This is a genomic window from Kitasatospora sp. NPDC004531 (genome assembly GCF_053602195.1).
The window spans coordinates 1-19606 of sequence record NZ_JBSGDD010000113.1; the positions used below are offsets into that span (position 1 = coordinate 1).

The 19606-nt window shown below is 74.6% G+C and carries 18 protein-coding genes; 14 read left to right on the forward strand and 4 right to left on the reverse strand.

The window, feature by feature from the left end; genetic code table 11:
• From ACWEMJ_RS30265 to ACWEMJ_RS30295, 7 genes are all read left to right on the forward strand, one after another.
• Nucleotides 1–643: nitroreductase family protein (locus tag ACWEMJ_RS30265; protein ID WP_452140315.1), on the forward strand; the 643-nt coding region annotated here is incomplete at its 5' end.
• Nucleotides 644–738: 95 nt separating this feature from the next.
• Nucleotides 739–3465: a lantibiotic dehydratase gene (locus ACWEMJ_RS30270; protein WP_452140332.1), complete on the forward strand. Its 2727-nt coding sequence runs from the start codon at nt 739–741 to the stop codon at nt 3463–3465.
• Entirely contained in the window at nt 3458–4507 is a 1050-nt protein-coding gene (locus ACWEMJ_RS30275; RefSeq protein WP_452140316.1) for a lantibiotic dehydratase C-terminal domain-containing protein, read from the forward strand. The genes ACWEMJ_RS30270 and ACWEMJ_RS30275 overlap by 8 nt, the downstream gene beginning before the upstream one ends.
• Complete coding sequence (locus tag ACWEMJ_RS30280; RefSeq protein ID WP_452140317.1) at nt 4504–5712, forward strand: peptidase M50; 1209 nt, start codon at nt 4504–4506, stop codon at nt 5710–5712. Before ACWEMJ_RS30275 ends, ACWEMJ_RS30280 begins: the two co-directional genes overlap by 4 nt.
• A gap of 61 nt (nt 5713–5773) precedes the next feature.
• The gene (locus ACWEMJ_RS30285) at nt 5774–6697 is read left to right on the forward strand and encodes an ABC transporter ATP-binding protein (protein WP_452140318.1); all 924 of its coding nucleotides are present in this window, start codon (nt 5774–5776) and stop codon (nt 6695–6697) included.
• A 106-nt stretch (nt 6698–6803) separates the two neighbouring features.
• Nucleotides 6804–7553 (forward strand): ABC transporter permease, encoded by a 750-nt coding sequence (locus ACWEMJ_RS30290; protein ID WP_452140319.1) that lies wholly within the window; start codon nt 6804–6806, stop codon nt 7551–7553.
• A 98-nt stretch (nt 7554–7651) separates the two neighbouring features.
• Entirely contained in the window at nt 7652–9580 is a 1929-nt protein-coding gene (locus ACWEMJ_RS30295; protein WP_452140320.1) for a TOMM precursor leader peptide-binding protein, read from the forward strand.
• A gap of 83 nt (nt 9581–9663) precedes the next feature.
• On the opposite strand, the gene ACWEMJ_RS30300 is transcribed toward ACWEMJ_RS30295, so the two are convergent.
• Nucleotides 9664–9837 (reverse strand): thiazolylpeptide-type bacteriocin, encoded by a 174-nt coding sequence (locus tag ACWEMJ_RS30300; RefSeq protein WP_452140321.1) that lies wholly within the window; start codon nt 9835–9837, stop codon nt 9664–9666.
• A 188-nt stretch (nt 9838–10025) separates the two neighbouring features.
• On the opposite strand from ACWEMJ_RS30300, the gene ACWEMJ_RS30305 reads away from it, so the two are divergent.
• The 7 genes from ACWEMJ_RS30305 (at nt 10026) to ACWEMJ_RS30335 (ending at nt 17183) form a co-directional block, all read left to right on the forward strand.
• Nucleotides 10026–11297 carry an amidohydrolase gene (locus ACWEMJ_RS30305; RefSeq protein ID WP_452140322.1) on the forward strand — a complete coding sequence of 424 codons (1272 nt, stop codon included), beginning with the start codon at nt 10026–10028 and terminating at the stop codon, nt 11295–11297.
• A gap of 109 nt (nt 11298–11406) precedes the next feature.
• Nucleotides 11407–11637 (forward strand): hypothetical protein, encoded by a 231-nt coding sequence (locus ACWEMJ_RS30310; protein WP_452140323.1) that lies wholly within the window; start codon nt 11407–11409, stop codon nt 11635–11637.
• Nucleotides 11638–11677: 40 nt separating this feature from the next.
• Nucleotides 11678–12358, forward strand: coding sequence for a Crp/Fnr family transcriptional regulator (locus ACWEMJ_RS30315; protein WP_452140324.1), 681 nt, complete (start codon nt 11678–11680; stop codon nt 12356–12358).
• A 125-nt stretch (nt 12359–12483) separates the two neighbouring features.
• Nucleotides 12484–13497 (forward strand): hypothetical protein, encoded by a 1014-nt coding sequence (locus ACWEMJ_RS30320; RefSeq protein WP_452140325.1) that lies wholly within the window; start codon nt 12484–12486, stop codon nt 13495–13497.
• A complete protein-coding gene (locus tag ACWEMJ_RS30325; protein ID WP_452140326.1) occupies nt 13494–15683 on the forward strand; it encodes a hypothetical protein in 2190 nt (729 codons plus the stop codon). The genes ACWEMJ_RS30320 and ACWEMJ_RS30325 overlap by 4 nt, the downstream gene beginning before the upstream one ends.
• Nucleotides 15670–16614 (forward strand): hypothetical protein, encoded by a 945-nt coding sequence (locus tag ACWEMJ_RS30330; protein ID WP_452140327.1) that lies wholly within the window; start codon nt 15670–15672, stop codon nt 16612–16614. Before ACWEMJ_RS30325 ends, ACWEMJ_RS30330 begins: the two co-directional genes overlap by 14 nt.
• The gene (locus ACWEMJ_RS30335; RefSeq protein ID WP_452140328.1) at nt 16611–17183 is read left to right on the forward strand and encodes a Pycsar system effector family protein; all 573 of its coding nucleotides are present in this window, start codon (nt 16611–16613) and stop codon (nt 17181–17183) included. The genes ACWEMJ_RS30330 and ACWEMJ_RS30335 overlap by 4 nt, the downstream gene beginning before the upstream one ends.
• Nucleotides 17184–17238: 55 nt before the next feature.
• Here ACWEMJ_RS30335 and ACWEMJ_RS30340 read toward each other — a convergent pair whose 3' ends face one another.
• The 3 genes from ACWEMJ_RS30340 to ACWEMJ_RS30350 form a co-directional block, all read right to left on the reverse strand.
• Nucleotides 17239–17880: a carbonic anhydrase gene (locus ACWEMJ_RS30340; RefSeq protein WP_452140329.1), complete on the reverse strand. Its 642-nt coding sequence runs from the start codon at nt 17878–17880 to the stop codon at nt 17239–17241.
• 238 nt (nt 17881–18118) lie between these two features.
• A complete protein-coding gene (locus tag ACWEMJ_RS30345; RefSeq protein ID WP_452140330.1) occupies nt 18119–18400 on the reverse strand; it encodes a hypothetical protein in 282 nt (93 codons plus the stop codon).
• Between the two features lie 269 nt (nt 18401–18669).
• Nucleotides 18670–19356, reverse strand: a complete 687-nt coding sequence (locus tag ACWEMJ_RS30350; RefSeq protein WP_452140331.1) for a YoaK family protein — start codon at nt 19354–19356, stop codon at nt 18670–18672.
• Nucleotides 19357–19606 lie beyond the last annotated feature (250 nt).

The following is a 19606-nucleotide window of genomic DNA, read 5'->3' on the forward strand; positions in this document are numbered from 1 at the left end:
TTCTGTGAGCGTGCTCGACCTCGCCTCCGCGCCGGCGGCGGCGGCGATGGGCGTGCGGGAGGCGCTGCGCTCCCGGCGCAGCAGCTTCGGCCGGTTCACCGGCAACCCGCCGACGTCCGCCGAGCAGCTGTCCACGGCGCTCGCCGCGGCCGCGTCGGCCGGCCGGCTGCCGGGCTGCCAAGAGGGGCCCGCCACGGGCTCGTTGACGCGCCTGCACGTGTTCGTCAACCACGTCGCGGGCGTGCCGGCCGGCGCGTACGCGTACCAGCCGGTCGGGCGCACGCTGCGGCCGGTGAAGGCGGGCGGGCAGGGCGGGTTCCTGCAGCGGAACTACTTCCTGGACAACTACAACCTGGAGCAGGCCGGCGCGGTGATCCTGGTCAGCGCCCCCACCCCCGCCGTGCTGGACGCCCTCGGCGACCGGGCGCTGCGGCTGGTGAACGCCGCCGTTGGCGCGAGCTCGCAGGCCCTGTACACCGTCGCCCCGGCGGCCGGACTGGCCTGCGGGGTGGCGCTCGGCTTCGACTCCGTCTCCTACACCGAGCACCTGGGCCTGGCGGACGGCGAGGAACTGCCGCTGCTGATCATGATGATCGGCCTGGAGCACCGCAGCCCGGCCGACTTCGACCACGCGATCGCCTGACCGGCGGAGGAACGTTGACCACCACAGTGACCGCCGCGGACCCCGGGCGGCAGGACCGGCCCGACGAGCGCCCGCTCGGCCTCGGCCCCCGCTTCATGCTGCGCGCGGGCGGCCTGCCCGTGGAGGCCGTGCACGGCCTGCGCTCGGACGAAGTCCTCGACTGGGCCGAGGAGTTGCTCGCCGAGGAGGAGCGCCTGGCCGACCTCGGCGCCCGGCTCAGCGACCCGCTGTCGGCGCTCGTCAAGGCCGCGCCGGACGCCGACGACCGGCGCCGGCTGCTGGACGTGCGGCGCCGCGTGTTCAACAACCGGCTGCCCGCCCGGCCCGCCGAGGCGCTCGACCTGGTCCGCCGGTTCGACGCCGCCACCGCCGAGCTGCTCGCCCGGTGGCTGCCCGCCCGACAGCGCCTGACCGAGCTCCGGGAGGCCGGCGGGCCCGCCTTCGAGCGCGAACTCGTCCGCACCCGCGCCGAGTTGCGCCGCCTGGCCGACCAGGACGAGCTGCGGCTCGGCCTGCTGCTGGCCTCGCCGTCGCTGGAGGCCCGGCTGGACGGCATTGGCGCGCCCGACGCCGTCCCCGACAAGCGCACCCGCAGGATGGAGCGCTCGCTGCTGTCGTACCTGTACCGGACGGCCTGCAAGACCAGCCCGTTCAGCACCTTCACGCCCGTCGCCGCCGGGGTCTTCGAAGCGGGCGACGGCGGGGCGGGCGACGGCGGGGCGCAGGTGCTGCTCGGCGAGGGGCGCGGCAGCCACCCCCGGCTGAACGTGGTGGCGCTGGCCCGCCTTGCCGAGCTGATCGCCGCCGACCCGCGGCGCCGCGCCGACCTGCCGGTGGCCCCCGCCTCCGGGATGGAGCTGACCGAGGACCGGGTCCGCTACGTGCGGCGCTCGGTGACGGCCGGCGACACGGGCGCGACGGTGAGCTTCGACGCCGTCCGCGACCGGCTGTTCTTCCTGCGCCTGAGCGGCGTGCTGGAACGCCTGCTGGAGCTGTTCCGCACCCGGCCGCGGATCCGGTTCGGCGAGCTGGCGGCGGAGCTCGCCGCCCGGCTCGGCCCGGACGGCGACGCGGACGACGCGCAGCGCTACCTGGCCGCGCTGCTGGACGTCGGCGTCCTCCAACTGCCGCTGCTGGCAACGGATGTGCACAGCGACGACCCGGTGCGCGCGTTCCGGCGGGCGCTGCGCTCGCTGGAACGGCCGTGGGCGACGGCGGTCGCCGACCGGCTGGGCGGGCCGATCGCCGCGCTGGAGCGCTGGCCGGCCGCCGACGGGCCGGCCCGGCGGGCGCTGCTGGCCACCGTCCGCTCCGAACTCGCCGACATCCAACGCGAGTTGGGGGACGAGCGGGCGGCCGTCCCGCAGACCCTGGTGTACGAGGACGTGGACGCCGGGGAGGTGACGGCCGACGCGCGGCTGTGGGCCGAGCTGGCGGCCGCGCCGCTGGCCGAACTCGCCCGCATCCTGCCGGTGTTCGACCTGGGCCTGGCCCAACGGCTCACCCTGAAGGGCTTCTTCCTGGCCCGGCACGGCCACGGCGGGCGCGCCGACGACCTGCTGCAACTGGTGCACGACTTCCACGAGGACATCTTCCACCAGTACCTGCAGTTCACCGCGGCCAGGCCGGGCGAGGCCGAGCACGGCGGCTACCCGGCGGAGGAGAACTGGCTCGGCCGGCCGGAGATCACCGCGCTCGACGCGGCCCGCGCCGAACTGGCCCGCCGGATGCGCGAGCACGCCGAGCAACTGGGCGACGGAGCGGAGGAGTTGACGCTCTCCGACGAGGACCTCGCCGCCGTGGCCAGCCGACTCGGCACCCCGGCGGGCCGGTTCGCGCCGCACAGCCACTTCGTCCAGCTGTCCGTGCGGGACGGCGAGCCGCTGGTGGTGCTCAACCACTCCTACGGCGGCGTGTGCTTCCCGTTCACCCGGTTCACGCACTGCTTCGACGACCCGGCGCGCACCGCGGACCTGTCGGCCGCGCTGCGCGGGACGCTGCGCGCGGCGGCGCCCGGGGGCGCGGTGCTCGCCGAGGTCACCGCCGGTGCGGCGACGACCAACCTGAACCTCCACGGGCGGCTCACCGACTACGAGTTGGTGTGCCCGGGCGAGAGCAGCACCGCCCCCGAGGACGCCCGGATCCACCTGGACGACCTGTACGTCGAGCACGACGCGGACGCCGACCGGCTGGTGCTGCGCTCGCGCCGGCTGGGCGTCGAGGTCGTCCCGGTCTACCTCGGCTACCTGGTGCCGATGGTGCTGCCCGAGATCCCGCGCAGCCTGCTGCTGTTCTCGCCGACCTCGCGGGTGACGCCCGAGCTGTGGCGCGGCGTGCCCGCCGCCCCGGCGCGCGAAGGCGTCGCCCGCCGCCCCCGGGTCCGCTACGGCAGCCTGGTGCTGCACCGCCGCAGCTGGACCGCCACCGCCGCGGCGCTTCCCCAACTCCCGCAGGGAGTCACCGAGTCGGAGCGATACCTGGAGTGGCAGCGCTGGCGTCGCCGGCACGGGCTGCCGCTGCGGGTGTTCGCCCGGGCGTACCCCGAGGGGCCCGGCGTCCCCCTCGGGGCCGCCAAACCCCAGTACCTGGACTTCGCGAGTCCGCTGTCCGTGCTGGCGCTGGAGGGCCTGCTGTCCGGCGGCGTCGGACGGCTGGTGCTGGAGGAGATGCTGCCCGCCGAGGACGCGCTGCACGTGCGCTCCTCGCGCGGGCGGCACGTCGCCGAACTGGCCCTGGAAGTCCTGCCGTTGGGGCAGCACGACGGGCCCCGGAAGAACGGCCGTGCGATCGAGCCGCGGCGAGGAGAGCCGAACCATGACTGACCTGCCGACCACCCGGCACACCCCGGGCGACTGGCTCGCCCTGCACGTCTTCTACGCGGCCAGCCCGGGCCCGCTGCTGCTGCAGTGCGTACGCCCGCTGGTCACCGAGCTGACCGAACAGGGCCTGCTCGCCGGGTACTTCTTCATCAACTACTGGGTGGAGGGCCCGCACCTGCGGCTGCGGCTGCGGCCCGCCCGCCCCGAGGCGGCCGAGCAGGTCCGCGCACGCGCCGAGGCCGCCGTCGCCGACTTCCTGCGCCGCCGCCCCGCGCTGTACCAGGTCGAGGACAGCTTCTTCGCGGAGCTGTACAACACCATGTTCGAGCTGGAGTTCACCCCCGACGAGCGCACCCGACTGGTCGGCCCGGACGGGCGGATGAGGCTGCGGGAGAACAACACCTTCAGCCGCGAGGCGTACGAGCCCGAGTACGGCAAGTACGGCGGAGCGGCCGGCATCGACCTCGCCGAGTGGCACTTCCAGCACTCCAGCGACCTGGTGATCGAAACCACCCGCACCATGAACCTGCACCTGCGCACCGTGGTGCTGGGCCTGGCGACCCAGCTGATGATGACCATGACGGCATGCTTCCTGCCCGAGGACGACGACCTGCTGCACTTCCTCGACCGCTACCACGCGTTCTGGAACCACGCCTTCGACGGCACCAACTACACCGCGCAGCAGGGCTACGACCGCGCCTACGCCACCATGGGCGACACCCTGCCCGCCCGGTTCCGGGCGATCCGCGCCGCGATCGCCGACCGGGCCACCGACCGGCTGCCGGCCGTGCTCCGCGGCTGGGCCGAGCACTGCATCGAACTGCGCGCCCGCGCCGCCGAGTTGGCGCGCCGCGGCGAGCTGGTCTTCCGCTCCTGGGACGGCGAACGCGACCTGACCGTCACCGACCCCGCGCAGGCCCTGCCGATGCTGCTGTTCCCGTACGCGCACATGACCAACAACCGGCTGTCGGTGACCGTCCGCGACGAGGCCTTCCTGTCGTACATCCTGGCCCGCGCGCTGCGCGAGCCCTCGGTGGCGCGGTGAGCGCCCGGGGGCTGCTGGAGCTGCGGCCGAGGATCCGCCCCGACCTGCGGATCGCCCGGCCGCTGCGGCGCGGCGCCGTCGTCGTCCACCTCGTCCACGACCCGCTCTGCGGGCGGCAGTTGGAGCTCGGGCCGAAGGAGCACTTCATCGTCGCCCGGCTCGACGGCACCCGCACCCTCGCCGAGGTCGGCGCGCAGTACGCGGAGTACTTCCGGGCCCGGCTCGGCGAGCCGCAGTGGCAGCAGATGATGGGACTGCTGTACACCCGCGGCCTGCTCGCCGACGCCCCCGTCCCGGTGCCGCAGGCCGCCGACCCGCCCCGCTCGACCGTCCTCAACGGCCGCACCCGGCTGGTCGCCGACGCGCCCGCGCTGCTCGACGCCCTGCACGCCGCCACCGCCTTCGCCCGCCGCCGCGCCGTCCTCGCGCCGCTGCTGGCCCTGGTCGCGGCGCTGCTGGTCGCCGTCGCCGTCCAGCTGCCCACCCTGATCGACGAGACCCGGCGGCTCGCCGAGAACCCCGTCGCCCTGTTCGCCGTCGGCACCCTGCTGTGGACCAGTCTCGCCCTGCACGAACTCGCCCACGGCCTGGTCGGCCGCGCCCACGGCGGACACATCGGCGAGATCGGGCTGCGCTGGCGGCTGCCGATGACGTACCTGTACTGCGAGGTCGAGGACGTCCGGTTCTTCGCCCGCCGCCGCGACCAGATCGCCACCGCCGGGGCCGGCGCGATCGCCAACCTGGTGTTCCTGCTGCCGTTCTACCCCGCCTGGGCGCTGCTGCCCGCCCACGCGCAGGCCCGGCCGTTCCTCGGCGCACTGCTGCTGCTCGGCACCGCCGTCGCTCTCGGCAACCTGCTGCCGCTGCCCCCGCTGGACGGCTACAAGGCGCTCGGCTACGCCCTGGACACCCTCCAACTGGCCACCGAGAGCCGCAGGTTCGCCGCCGTCGCGGCCCGCGCCGCGATCCGCCGCGACAGCGCCGAACTGCGCCGCTACCCGACCCGGCTGCGGCTGGCCTACGGCGGCTACGCCCTCGGCTGCGCCGCACTCTCCGCCGCGCTGCTGGCCGCCGCGAGCGCCCTGCTGGCGGCCTGGTTCGGGCCGCCCGCCGGCTGGCTGCCCGGCGGGGCGGTGGCGGCCGCGCTGGTGCTGTGGGCGGCGGGACGGGGGACGCGGGCGCTGCGGGACGGGCGCGGGTCGTGATGAGCCCAAGTCCCTTTGTGGTGAAGGAAGTCGACGCGATGCGGGTAAGGAGTGGGAACTGATGGGCGCAGCTGGGAGCCGCCCCGACGCGGCGGTGGCGTTGCACGACGTCCGCAAGCGCTACGGCGCCGTCCAGGCACTCGACGGAGTGTCACTGACCGTGGAGCGGGGCGAGTTCTTCGGCATCCTCGGCCCCAACGGCGCGGGCAAGACCACCCTGGTGGAGATCGTCGAGGGCCTGCGCACCCCCGACTCCGGCACCGTCCGGGTGTTCGGCGAAAGCCCCTGGCCGCGCAACACCGCGCTGCTGCGCCGCCTCGGCATCCAGACCCAGAGCTCGGCGTTCTTCACCCGGCTCACCGCCCGCGAACACCTGGAGACCGTCGCCGCGCTCTACCGCCTCGACCGGCCCGCCGCCGGGCGCGCCCTCGGCCTGGTCGACCTCGCCGACCACGCCGACCGCCGCGTCGACCAGCTCTCCGGCGGCCAGCGCCAACGCCTGGCCCTGGCCACCGCGCTGATCCACGACCCCGAGCTGATCTTCCTGGACGAGCCGACCGCCGCCCTCGACCCGGCGGCCCGGCGCTCCCTGTGGGAGGTGCTGCGCGGGCTCATGGGCGACGGGCGCACCATCGTGTACACGACGCACCACCTGGACGAGGCGGAGGCGCTGTGCGACCGGGTGGCGATCGTCGCCCGCGGCGCCGTCCTCGCCGTCGACACCCCCCGGCACCTGATCAAGTCGCTCGCCGCACCCACCCGGCTGCGCGTCCCCGCCTACCGGCTCGGCGTCGAGGACGTCCGCGAGCTGCCCGGCGTGGAGAGCGCCGGCATCGAGGGCGGCGAACTGGTCGTCACCACCCACACCCCCAACCAGGTGCTGCTCGCCCTCGGCGAACTGGTCGGCCTGGAGGAGATCACCACCCGCACGGCGACCCTTGAGGACGCGTACCTCGAACTGACCGCGGCGGAGCGCCGACCGTGAACGCCCACCGGCACGCGAGGCCGGCGCAGCGCCCACCGGCACGCGAGGCCGGCGGAGCGCCGACCGTGAACGCCCACCAGGACCCGACCGCAACGGAGCGCCGACCGTGAACGCCTACACCGCAGTGACCAGGGCCAGCTGCCTCGCCTACCTGCGCGACCGCACCTCGGTGATCTTCACCTTCGCGTTCCCGCTGGTGTTCCTGATCGTCTTCGGGATGCTCTTCCAGGGGCAGCAGGTGGACGGCGGCCTGTCCTACATCAACTACATCGCGCCCGGCGTGCTGTCCTGGGGCATCGGCAACGCCGCCCTGTTCGGCGTCGCGTTCACCCTGATGCACTGGCGCCGCGACGACTTGCTGCGGCTGATCTGGCGCACCCCCACCCCGCTGCCCACCGTGCTCGGCGCCCGCTACGCGGTGGCCCTCGGCACCGGCCTGGTGCAGGCCGTGCTGTTCACCGCCGTCGCGCTCGGCGCGTTCGGCCTGCGGCTGTCCGGCTCCTGGCCGCTCGCCCTGCCCGTGCTGGTCTTCGGCATCACCGCCTTCGCCGCACTCGGCCTGGTCGTCGGCACGCTCGCCAACACCCCCGAGGCGGTCGCCGCGATCGCCAACTGCGTGATGGTGCCGATGGCGTTCCTCTCCGGCGCGTTCTACCCGATCGACCTGATGCCCGGCTGGCTCCAGGCGCTCAGCCGCGCCCTGCCGCTGCGCTACTTCGACGAGGGCGTCACCGACGCCGTCGGCGGCCGCGGCGGCCTCGCCCTGCCGCTGCTCGACTGCGCCGCGCTCACCGGCTTCACCCTGCTCTTCGCGCTGATCGCCACCAAGACCTTCCGCTGGAGCAACCGGAACTGACGCACCGTCAACTCCCTTCCACTGCACGCCGACCCGCCCAGCGGACGGACCGACCGCACCCCGGCCCCGCCCGGCCGGGGTCTCCCCGGAGGCACCAGATGACCACCCCCGCCGAAGCCGCGTTCGAAGCCGCCAGGGACCGGACGGAACGCCGCCTCGCCGAACGCGCCGCCGCCGACGGGCTCCCCGCGCCCGCCGTCGCCGTCCTCGGCGGCACCGACCTGCTGCGCCCCGAACCGGCCGACGCCGCCCGCCGGCGCGCCGCCGCCACCGTCCACCTCACCTCCCAGGCCGTACTGGTCGGACCCTGGGGCGGCGACGCCTCCCCGCCCGCGTGCGGCACCTGCCTGGCGATGCGCTGGCAGCGCCTGCGCAGCCGCACCGAACGCGACGCCCTGGAGACCGGCCGGGGCAGCACCCTGGCCGGCCCCGGCCTGCCCGCACTGACCGACCACGCCGTGGACGCCGTCTGGGCGCTGCACCGCCTCACCGTCGACGCCGCTCCACCCGGGCTGCCGCAGGTCTCCCGGCTCGACCTGGAGACGCTGCGCGTCCAGACCGTCCCGCTGCTCGCCGAGGCGCTGTGCCCGTCCTGCGCCGCCGACAGCGCCGCGCAGCCCGAACAGCCCGAACAGCCCGAACAGCCCGTGCTGCCGCTGGCCTCCCGCACCAAGCCCGCCCCCGACCGCCGCCGGCTGCGCCCCGCCGACGGCTACCAGCTGCCCGAGGCCGCGCTCGCCAACCCGGTGTGCGGCGTCCTCGGCGCGGGCACCTGGTCGGACGTGGTGTCGCCGACCACCGCGCCGGTCGCCGGCACCGTCTTCATGCGCGGCTACGCCGGGCTCAGCGACGTCACCTGGAGCGGCCAGGCCGACTCCTTCCGGGCCAGCCGCTCGCTCGCCTTCCTGGAGGGACTGGAACGCTACGCGGGCACCCACCGCCGCGCCAACACCCCGATGCTGACCGAGAGTTACCACAACCTCGGGGCGGCCGCGCTCGACCCGCGCGCCTGCGGCCTGTACAGCGAACGCACCTACCGCGACGACCCGATGCTCGGCCCGTTCGACCCCGACCGGCCGATCCCGTGGGTCCGGGGCTGGTCCCTGCGCGACGACCGGCCGGTCCTGGTGCCCGCCCGGCTCTGCTACTACAGTGCGGGCATCGCCGCCGACAACTTCGTCTTCGAATGCTCCAACGGCTGCGCCACCGGCAGCTGCCTGGAGGAGGCGATCCTGCACGGCCTGCTCGAACTGATCGAACGCGACGCCTTCCTGCTCGGCTGGTACGGCAACGCCCCGCTGCCCGAGATCGACCTTGCCGCCGGCACCGGCCCCGCGCTGCGCGCCATGCTCGACCGGGCCGCGCTGCTCGGCTACGACGTGCACGCCTTCGACAACCGGATCGACCTGGCCGTGCCCGTGGTCACCGCGCTCGCGGTGCGCCGCGACGGCGGCCCCGGCACCCTCGCGTTCGCCGCCGCCGCCGGATTCGACCCCGAGGAGACGATCGGATCCGCGGTCTCCGAGATCCTCACCTACATCCCGCACCTGCCCGGCCAGGTCCGCGAACGGCCCGCCGAACTCGCCGCCATGGCCGAGGACTTCGACCTGGTGCGCCGCCTGCCCGACCACGCCGCGCTGTTCGGCCTGCCGCAGATGGCCCGGCACGCCCGCAGCTACCTGGAACCCGCCGCACCCGCCCGGCCCGCCGCCGAACTGTACGCCGACTGGGCCGAGTCGTGCCCGCGCGGCACCGACCTGCTCGACGACCTGCGGTTCTGCCGCGACCGGTTCACCGAGGCCGGCCACGACGTCATCGTGGTCGACCAGACCTCGCCCGAACAGCGCCGACTGGGCCTGCACACGGTCTGCACGCTGGTCCCCGGCCTGCTCCCCATCGACTTCGGCTGGACCCGCCAGCGCGCCCTGCGACTGCCGCGCCTGCGTACCGCGCTGCGGCGCGGCGGGCTGCGCGACAGCGACCTCGCCGAGGACGAACTGCGGCTCGTCCCGCATCCGTTCCCGTAGCCGCCCGCTTCCGGATTTTGGCGAACGGCCGACGGCCCCCCACCCGTGCGGGCGGAGGGCCACCGGACGACCGCGGCGCAGGCTCAGGCGCAGCAGGAGGTGGTGCTGGTGGTGCTGGAGCAGGTGCTGGTGCTGGAGCAGGAGGTCGAGGAGCCCAGCATGACCTCGGAGGTGTCCGAGTAGTCGCTGATCTCGAAGGTCTCCGACTCGAGGTTGAGGATCTCCTGGGCCAGCGAAGCGAGCGAGGTGTCGGCCATGGCATTTCTCCTTTCGGTGCAGGGGGCGGCCGGGCCGAACGGCCCGGCCGGGACGGAAGGAGCCGGCGGAGCTTCTCGCGAACCACCGCCGTGCACACCTCAGTTCTACGGGCAGCCGCTGGCAGGACCGGGCGTGCCCCACTGACAAGTCACTGACACGCCCGCCGATCCACCAGGAGCCCGCCCCGATGGTCACCGTCCCCTCCGCCGACGGCCTCGCCAGGGCCGTCGAGCTCTACCTCGACCTGCACCGCCACCCCGAACTCTCCGGCGCCGAACAGCGCACCGCCGCCCGCCTCGCCGACCACCTGACCGGGGCCGGATACGACGTGACGACCGGCCTCGGCGGCCACGGCGTCGCGGGCGTGCTGCGCAACGGACCCGGCCCGGTGGTGCTGCTGCGCGCCGAACTCGACGCGCTGCCGATCGCCGAACGCACCGGCCTGCCGTACGCCAGCACCGCCACCGGCCGCACCCCCGACGGCCGCGAGGTGCCGGTGATGCACGCCTGCGGCCACGACGTGCACCTCGCCTGCGCCGCCGGAGCCGCCGCCGCCCTCGCCGCGCGCCGGGAGGACTGGCGCGGCACCGTGCTGGTGGTCGGCCAGCCCGCCGAGGAGACCCTGTCGGGCGCGCGGGCGATGCTGGCCGACGGCCTGTACCGGCGCTTCGAGCCGCCGTCGGTGGTGCTCGCCCAGCACACCGCGCCGCTGCCCGCCGGGATGGTCGCGCACGGCCGGGGCCCGATGACGGCCGGCAGCCGCACCCTGCGGGTGGTGATCCACGGCCGCGGCGGCCACGTCGGCGCGCCCCACCTGGCGCTGGACCCGGTGGTGGCGGCCGCCGCCGTGGTCCTGCGGCTCCAGTCGATCGTGGCCCAGGAGACCGCGCCCGCCGAGCAGTTGGTGGTCACCGTCGGTTCCCTGGAGGCGGCCGGGCAGGGCCACGTCGTCCCCGACCGGGCGGTGCTGACGGTCACCGTCCGGGGCTTCGCCGAGGACTCGCTGGAGCGGGCCTGCGCGGCCGTGCGACGGATCGTCCGGGGCGAGGCCGCCGCGTCCGGCTGCCCCCGCGAGCCCGAGTTCGAGGAACTCTCCCGCTCCGGCGTCAACACCCCCGACCCGGACCTCACCGGCCAACTGCGCACCGTCCACCGGGAGTTGTTCGGCCCCGCCCGGGTCGCCGAGTGGCCGCCCGCGCTCGCCGCCGAGGACTTCCCGCTGTTCGGCCCCGCCGGGGAGAGCCTGCACGGGGTGCCCGGCATCCGCACCGCCTACTGGATGCTCGGCACCGTCGGCCCCGACCAGTGGAACGCCGCCCCCGGCGACGGCGCCGCCCGGAAACTCGCCGCCCTGCCCGCCAACCACTCACCCGCCTTCCGGCCCCAGGCCGGCGCCACGCTGCGCACCGGAATCGCCGCCCTGCACGCGGCCGCCCTCTCAACCCTGGGACGCCCGTAGCCGGTTGACCGCCGCGTGGTCGGATGAAAGGCGGCGCGGGCGGCGTTGACGAGTGGACACGCGGGCGCCGCGAACGCCGAGCCCGCCCTGCCGAAGACCGGAGGACCCGATGGCACTGAACTGCTCCACCTGCACCGCCGCCGGCCAGTCCCTGCTCACCCCGCTCGGCGGCCTCGCCGTGCTGGCCGCCGCGCTGACCTGGTTCCAGCTCAAGGTCGAGATCGGCGCCGAACGCAGGACCGGGACCACCGAGTTCGAGTTCCGCCTCACCAAGCAACCCGCCGACGGCCCCACCCTCCGCGCCCTCACCGCCGCCACCACCCGCCACCTCCTCGACTGACCGCCCACCCGGGGCGTCCGGCGAGCCATAAGGTCGTCCCGTGACCGAGGCCCCCGCGCAACACCCGCACGACCACGCGAACCGGACGCTCCGTCAACTGATGGGCGAACCCGCCTGGACGACGATGCTCGCCGGAGCGCCGGCGCGCCGCCACCCCATCGGCTCCACGCTGCTCCGCCAGGGCGAGACCGGACAGCACGTCCTGGCGCTGCTCACCGGCGTCGCCAAGGTGCTCCGGCGCGAACACGGCGGCGAACTCACCCTGCTGGCGTTCCGGGGGCCCGGCGAGCTGCTCGGCGAAGTGGCCGTCCTGGACGGCGGCACCCGGTCGGCGAACGTGCTGACCATCACCGACTGCACCGTCGCCGTCCTGCCGAAGCCGGCGTTCCTGCGCTTCGTCGCCGACCAGGACCTGTACCCCACCCTGGTCCGCTACGCCCTCGCCCGGCTGCGCGAGTCCGACCTCGCCCGGGCCGGCGGCGACATACTGCCCCGCCTCGCCGCCGCCCTGCTGGCCCTCGCCGAGATGTCTGCCGCGCCGTCCGGCGAGCCCGTCGAACTCGCGCTCACCCGCGAGGAGTTGGCCCAACACCTCGGGGTCTCCCGGAACACCGTCAGCACCGGCCTCGGCGCCCTCGCCCCGTTCGGCGTGCACAGCGCCAGGAAGCGGATCCGGCTCACCGACCTGCCCGCGCTGCGCTGCGCCGCCGCGGACCGCTGATCGACGAACGCCCGTTCGCGTGACGGCTGTCACGCTCCTTTCGCACCGAGCGGGCACACCGGGTGGCGCGAACTCGGGAAGCTGGAGGCGCTTCGTCCGCACAAGAAGATCTCCGAGGTGCCGTCATGAACCAGTACGACCAGGCGAGTCCGCTGCCCCCGGCCAGCGCGCTGCCGAACAGCCGCAGCCGTCAACTGCCGCCCTACCGCGGGCTGGTCGCCGTCGACGCGAAGGACTTCACCGGGCACCCGGCGATCGAGCACGGGGTGATCAGCCGGGCCGTGCCCGAACTGCTGGAGCGCTCGTTCGACCGTTCGGGCCTGGCGCACGTCTGGGCCGACCGGCGCTTCCCGGCCTCCACCGGCGACGGCTACGTCTTCGGCTTCGACCCCGCCTGGATGCCGTACCTGATCCACCCCTGGCTGCACACCCTGCAGGACCTGCTGGGCGAGTTCAACCTGCACTCGATGGGCGCGATCCCGATGCGCCTGCGGGTCAGTCTGCACATCGGGCCGCTGCCCGACACCGGCGACGAGTACGACGGCAACGGCACCGCGCGCAACGACACCCACCGGCTGCTCGACTCCCGCCCCGTCAAGGCGATGCTCGCCGCCTCCAGCGAAAGCGTCACGCACGTCGCCGCGATCCTCTCCGACCGCTGCTACCAGGACGCCGTCGCCTCGGGCTACACCGGCCGCCACCCCGACCACTTCGTCGAAGTCCCCGCCACCGTCGAGGGCAAGCGCTTCGACCAGCGCGCCTGGCTGTACGTCCCGATGCCCTCCGGCAACCTCTACGACCGCCGCATCCTCGGCGACCGCGTCGTCGACGAGCACGAAGCGGGGCGCGGCGGCGCGGAGCCCGTGGCGGACACCCGGAGCGTACAGACCCGCATCACCCAGCGCGCCGACCGGGGCAACATCAACTCCGGTACGGTGCACGGCGGTCAGAGCGTCACCAACACCGGCCGCGACAGCTACGGCGGCGACCGCATCGCCGGCGACCGCTTCGACGGCGACAAGATCGGCGGCGACCGCCTCGACATCGCCGGCGACTACGTCGGCGGCAACAAGGCCGGCACCGTGCACGGCAACCAGGGCGACACCGTGCGCGGCAACAAGCGGGAGAAGCGCCGGTGACCGGGCCCGACGAGACCGCACCGGACGGCGGGGGAGGCTCCCGGCCGGAACTTCCCCCGGCGGCAGAGCCGGAGCCGGAACCGCGCCCCGAGGACAGCGACGACGAGGACTACGACGACTACGACCGCATCGCGCAACAATTCGGCGGCGGGAAGCCGTTCGTCATCTTCGCCCCGAACGGCAACATCAACACCGGCGCCGTGCACGGCGGCCAGCGGGTCGAGAACAACGGCCCCGCCGGCGGCCGCGGGAGCCGCCGCGTCGAGGCCCACGAAGGGCCGATCGCCGCGGAGGAGATTCTCGACGCCCGGTTCGGATTCGCCCAACCCGACTGGTTCGAGCGGGCGTTGACGGAGCTCGACAGCCGGATCCTGTTCCTGGCGGGCGAGCCCGGCAGCGGGCGGCGCACCGCCGCGCTGAACCTGCTGTACCGCCACGGCGGCCACCGCCTGGACCTGCACGCCCTGGACAGCGGGGTGGACCTGTCCGCCTGGCGACCCGCCCGCAGTGGGGCCCGCGGCTACCTGGTGAACGGGCCGCTGTCCCAACGCCCGCTCGCCCCAGGGGTGTTGGCAAACCTTCGGGAGAGGCTCAAGAGCGCCGACGCCCGCATGGTGATCGTCCTGCCGAACGAGCCCGCCATGCTGCGCCGCCTCGTCCGCGAACTGCACGTCGAACCGGTCCGCTGCGTACCGCCTGCGCCCCGTGCCGTGTTCGAGGCCCGGCTTGCGGCTGCCGTCCCGTCCGAGCAGCGGCGCAGCCGGCTGGCAGACCGGATCGGGCGGAAGGTGCTCGACGAGCTGCTGGCAAGCCGGCTCATGCCGGCCCAAGTCGCCGAACTCGTCGACGAGTTGGCCCGGAACGAGGAGGACGTCCCCGATCCCGAGGTCCTCCGCGAGCGCCTCAGCTACCTCGCCGAGGACGAAGTCCCGGAACTGCTCGACAGCCTGCGCGGCGACCCCGACGGTCTGGCGTTCCTGCTGGCCGTCAGTGTCTTCGAAGGACTCGACCACCGGATCGTCCAGGAGGAGGCCGCCCGGCTGGTCGCCCTCGCCGACGGGCGGCTCGACGCCGTCCTGACCGGCGACGACGGGAGCGCCGGGTGCGACGGTCGGCCGAACCCGAGGTTCGTGCTCCGCCGCCCGCTCGACGAACTGCTCCGGATGGTCCGTGCCGAGCGCCGCCCGCCGGAGATCCGCGCCGCCTCGGGCTACAGCTACACCGTGGAACCGGTGTACTTCACCCGGCACCGGCAGGGCGAGACGGTGCTGCGACACGTGTGGCAGCAGTACGGCGCGTCCTCCGAGCTGCTCACCGAATGGATGGACAGCACCCGCGACGGACACTTGGCCGAGCCGGTCGGCCGGGTGATGGGCCTGGTCGCGGGGTGGGGCGGCGGTCGTCGGGCGCTGCGGCACATCGAGACGCTGGCCGGCTCCGACCGGGCCCGCAGCCGGAGCGCCGCCGCGCACGCGCTCGGCATCGCCGCCCAGGAGCCGGTACTCGCCAGCGAGGTCAAACACCGCTTGGAGGGCTGGAGTTACCGAGCGGGCGAGTACCGCCGGTGGACTGTCGCCCGGGCCTGCGGGACCGAATTCGGCCTGGCCCGGCCAGAGGTGGCGCTCGCCCTGCTGGGACGCTGCTACCGGGGTCGGGACGGCGGCGAGAGCCTGGTGGCCGGCGAGGTGCACCGGGCACTGCTCGGGCTCTTCGCGGGCGGCAGCCAGGACGCGGTGTTCCGCGCCGTCGCGGTGTGGGCGGGAGAGCCCGGCGGGCACGCCGAACTCGCCTCCGAGATCTTCCCCCGGCTGATGCTCCGCGACGCGTTCTGGTTCCAGCAGCAGCTGATCGACCACGCGCACAGCACGACTGTCGTCGGCCTGGTCGGCCAATTGCTCGACGACAAACGCTACTTCGGCGACATCAGCGGCGCTGTCCTCGCCTGGTGCCGCACCGCCGCCTGGGAGCCCGGGCTCCGAGCCGCCGTCGAGACGCTGCTCGCCGCCCTCGCCCGGGACATGCGGTACGGCACCCTCGCCCTGTTCGTCGAGATCGACCGGCGCGACGAGGACCTGGCCGGCCGTCACATCGCCCGCCACGCCCTGGAGAACTGGCGTCGCGGCACCCCGAGTGCCGGCCACTGGTCGGCCGGAGCCCCGGACGGAGGATCCGATGCCCACCGATAACGACCCGCCGCTGTACGCCCGGGCCCCGCGCGCCCTGTGGTGGGAGGTCCTGCGCCACAGCTGGTCGGCGCCGCGCAACCGGGCGCTCGTCCTGCGCGACCGCAGTGGCGGCTTCCACCAGGCCGGGGCCCAGCCCGCCGTGGACCCGTCCGGTCCGACGCTCGTCAAGGCCCCGTCCTCCCGGCCGCGCCTGCGCGACTGCGACCAGGCGTTCCACGTCGGCCTCGACCAGCGCACCGGCACCCGCTCCGTCGGCCTGCCGACCGGGCGCGGCACCGTGTCGGCGGACGTGCGGGTGCTGTGGTGGGCGGACGACCCGGTGCAGGTGGTGCGCAGCGGGACCGCGTACGGCTGGCATCCGGTCCGCAAGGAGCTGGAGCGCTGCCTGAGCATGATCGGCAACGAGTACGCCAACGTCGGGAAGCGGATCACCGCCGAGGTGCTGCTCCGCTACCTGGGCGCGCCCCGCCGGCTGCCGGACCACGGGCTGGTGTACCGGGTCACGGACGTGTTCAGCCGCGAGGACTCCGAGGAGCTGCGGCTCGGCGAACCGGTGGAGCCCGGGGCGCCGTACCCGTGGACGGACACCCGGGAGGAGTACGAGTTCTGCAAGCAGGCCGTCCAGGAAGGTCCGGTCTCGCTCGCCGCGCTCTGGCTGGTGCGCCACCCGGAGCAGGTCAGCCAGGTGCTGGACTGGGCGGTGAACCACGCGGAGCTGATTCGCGGCGAGACCCGGTGGCAGGACGAACTCGCCGGGATGCTCGGCACGTTGACGGAGCAGGAGCAGCGCGAGCTGTCCCTGATGCTGAGCGACCGGCTGTCCCGGCTCGGCCGCCGCGTCCCGGGCCCGCCGCCCCCGGCGTCGGACCGGACGGCGAGCGGGGCGAACGGGTACCCGGTGGGCGACCGGCTGAACGGGGCGGCGCGGTGACGCGCGTCGCGGTGACGCGCGTCGTGGTGCGGCGTCGGGCGGGTACGACGGCGGCGCTGCGGCGGCGGCGCGAGGGGGTGCGGCCGGGGCCGGCGGGGCGCAGTGCGCGGGCGGTGGCGGCGATGGAGCGGTTGACGGTGGCGAACAGCGCCGAGATCACCCGGGCCGATGCGAAGGCCGCCGTGCTGCTGGGGTTCACGGGGGCGGCGTTCGGGGCGTTCCTGCCGCTGAGCCGGGGCGGCGGGTCGCAGGTGCTGTGGTGGACGACGGCGATGAGTGCGCTGTTGGCCGTCGGGTGCTTCGTGGCCGCGATCGTGCCGCGTCGGCGGGGCGGGAGGCGCGGGGCGGTCGGGGCGCCCGGGTACTTCGAGCACATCGTCGCGGCGGGCGGCGTCGACCGGCTGAGCGGGGAGTTCGAGGCGTCGGGCCGCGATCCGGGGCGGGCGCTGCTGTCCTCGCTGATCGGGACGAGTGCGATCATCCGCTCGAAGTACCGGTGGATCGAGGCAGGGACGATGCTGCTGCTGCTCGCGCTGGTGCAGTTCGGCGCGGTGCTGCGGCCGGGGTGACGTGCCGCAGCCCCGGCCGGGGTGGGCCGGGGCTGCGGGGGAGGGGCCGGGCGGGTCAGGCGGCGGCGGGGGCCGGGAGGTCGAGGCCGCGGGTGGTGACCAGGTGGGCGGTGCCGTCCACCAGCCGGTAGGAGAGGCCGACGACGGCGGAGCGCCCGGCGGCGATCGCGTCGGAGACGATGCGCGAGCGCTCGGTGAGCAGCGCCACGGTGTGCCTTATGTGCTCGTCGATGAAGTGCGAGTTGTCGGTGTGCCCGGCGGCGTTCGCGGCGAGCACGCTCGGGGTGACCCGCTCGATCACGTCGCGGACGAAGCCCTCGCCGGTGGCGCCGGCGGCGACCGCCTCGCGGGTGGCGGCGACGGCGCCGCAGGAGTCGTGGCCGAGGACGACGACCAGCGGCGTGCCCAGCAGGCTGACGGCGTACTCGATGCTGCCGAGCACCTCCGGGCCGAGCACGTGGCCGGCGGTGCGGACCACGAACAGGTCGCCCAGGCCCTGGTCGAAGATGATCTCGGCGGCGAGTCGGGAGTCGGAGCACCCGAACAGCACTGCGAAGGGCGCCTGGGACGGCGCGGTCTGGGCACGCCGGGCGGCGTCCTGGTTCGGGTGGTCGGGGCTACCGGCGACGAACCTGCCGTTGCCAGCCAGCAGCATCTCGAAGGCTTCCGTGGGAGTGAGGTGCGCGGCGTCTGTCATGCCCGCAGACTACGTCCCCGGCCTGTCGGGAGGCTCGCCCGGGCCACCTCCTGGACTCTTTCGAGTCGCTCACGAAGCGGAGCGAAACGGTCCATAGCGGCCGGAAACGTTCGGATAGCGGTGAGTTCGCGGCGATAGATGCGCAACGGATCGGTCATCGGTGCGGACACCGACGATTTCGTCGACCGCCGGTGCCGTTCGCCCGTCGGGTGTCGCCCGTCGCGGCGCGCGTTGACGCTCAGTAGCAGCGGTACTCGCGGTAGCCCTCGTCGGTGTCGCCGAACTGGTTGTGGAACACCACGTTGTAGTGGCCGTAGCGGTACCCGTTGCCGGCGGTGAAGGTGTACGACAGGGTCTGGGTGAAGCCGCCGTTGCCGTAGAAGTTGGTGTAGGAGGTCGGGCAGCCCATGCCGGTCAGGTCGGCGATCGGCGAGGCGGCGGCGGTGCCGGCGAGCCCGAGCGTCAGGGCGCCCCCGAGGGCGAGCACGGAAACGGCCTTGGCGGCGCGGCGGACGGCCATCGGGACTCCTCGGATGCGGGTCGGTCGGGGCGGCCACGATCTTGGCTCACTTGATTTGAGCGCGTCAATGGTGTGGACCATTCGGGCCAGAGGATGGCCGGAACCGGGCCCGGCGGACGGAGGCGTCCGCCCGGCCCGCGGTCGCCCCGGCAGGCGTGTGACCGCCGGACCGTTCCGACGGCGCGCCCGAGGGGCTCGTCCGTGCGCAGGCGGCGTCCTGCCCAGGCGCCAGGGTCAGGTCGGATCGGGTCAGGTCAGGTCAGGTCAGGTCAGCTCGGATCGGGTCGGCTGGCGTCGCGGTACAGGGCCGCCGTCGCGGCGGTGACGGCGGCGGCGAGGAGCAGGGCCCAGGCGAGGTGGTCGTGGAGGACGAGGACGGCGCCCGGAACGGTGCCGGCGATCATGGTGAGGGCGGCGAGCACGCGTCGGCGCTGGTGGGGTGAGCGGCGGCGGGCCAGCCGGGTGTCGGCGGCGAGGCCGGTGAGGGTCATGGTCAGGACGGTGGTGGTCAGGTCCGGGACGCCGAGGCTGCGGACGGTGGCGTTGCGCAGGCCCATCGCGACGGCGAGCAGCGCGATCACGCCGTACTGGAGGGCGCCCCCGGTGCCGAACGCGAGGACCACGGCGGCCGCCACGAGGTGCAGCACCGTCTCGGCGACCAGCGCGGGCCGCAGCCGGCCGGTGGTGTGGCGTCCGGCGAGGGCCGCGCCGAGCAGGAACGCGGCGAGCGAGACGAGCGAGCCGAGGACGGAGAACCCGGGCGCGCCGGCCAGCGCGAAGCCGATGACGACCACGTTGCCGGTCATGTTGGCGGCGAAGACGTGGTCGAGCCCGAGGTAGCTGACGGCGTCGATCAGTCCGCTCACCGCCGTGAGCCCGAACAGGGCGAGGGCGAGCGGATCGCCGTCCTCGGTGGTCGCGCCGATCGGCCGGGGCGGCGGGGTGGCGTCGGACACGGGCACGGCTCCTCGCAGGGCGTTCGACAGGGATTCCCCCCGCTGTCCGGCTTCGATCGTGACGGAGCGGACCGGGCTCCCATGGTCTCGTGGCGGCCGGGTCCGTGTCAGCGGATCGATCCACCAGGGCGGTGCGCCGACGCCGTCCGCCGACCCCGGCCCGGGGGGGGGGGGGGCGGCGCCCGGGGGGGGCGGCCCGGGAGGGAGGGGGGGGGGGTGGGGGAGGGTGTTGGTGTTGAGGGGGTGATGT

Coding starts and splice junctions, on each gene's coding strand:
- ACWEMJ_RS30320 (WP_452140325.1), top strand. CDS start 12,484: ATGAACCAGTACGACCAGGCGAGTCCGCTGCCCCCGGCCAGCGCGCTG.
- ACWEMJ_RS30345 (WP_452140330.1), bottom strand. CDS start 18,400: ATGGCCGTCCGCCGCGCCGCCAAGGCCGTTTCCGTGCTCGCCCTCGGG.
- ACWEMJ_RS30275 (WP_452140316.1), top strand. CDS start 3,458: ATGACTGACCTGCCGACCACCCGGCACACCCCGGGCGACTGGCTCGCC.
- ACWEMJ_RS30285 (WP_452140318.1), top strand. CDS start 5,774: ATGGGCGCAGCTGGGAGCCGCCCCGACGCGGCGGTGGCGTTGCACGAC.
- ACWEMJ_RS30270 (WP_452140332.1), top strand. CDS start 739: ATGCTGCGCGCGGGCGGCCTGCCCGTGGAGGCCGTGCACGGCCTGCGC.
- ACWEMJ_RS30295 (WP_452140320.1), top strand. CDS start 7,652: ATGACCACCCCCGCCGAAGCCGCGTTCGAAGCCGCCAGGGACCGGACG.
- ACWEMJ_RS30300 (WP_452140321.1), bottom strand. CDS start 9,837: ATGGCCGACACCTCGCTCGCTTCGCTGGCCCAGGAGATCCTCAACCTC.
- ACWEMJ_RS30330 (WP_452140327.1), top strand. CDS start 15,670: ATGCCCACCGATAACGACCCGCCGCTGTACGCCCGGGCCCCGCGCGCC.
- ACWEMJ_RS30310 (WP_452140323.1), top strand. CDS start 11,407: ATGGCACTGAACTGCTCCACCTGCACCGCCGCCGGCCAGTCCCTGCTC.
- ACWEMJ_RS30305 (WP_452140322.1), top strand. CDS start 10,026: ATGGTCACCGTCCCCTCCGCCGACGGCCTCGCCAGGGCCGTCGAGCTC.
- ACWEMJ_RS30340 (WP_452140329.1), bottom strand. CDS start 17,880: ATGACAGACGCCGCGCACCTCACTCCCACGGAAGCCTTCGAGATGCTG.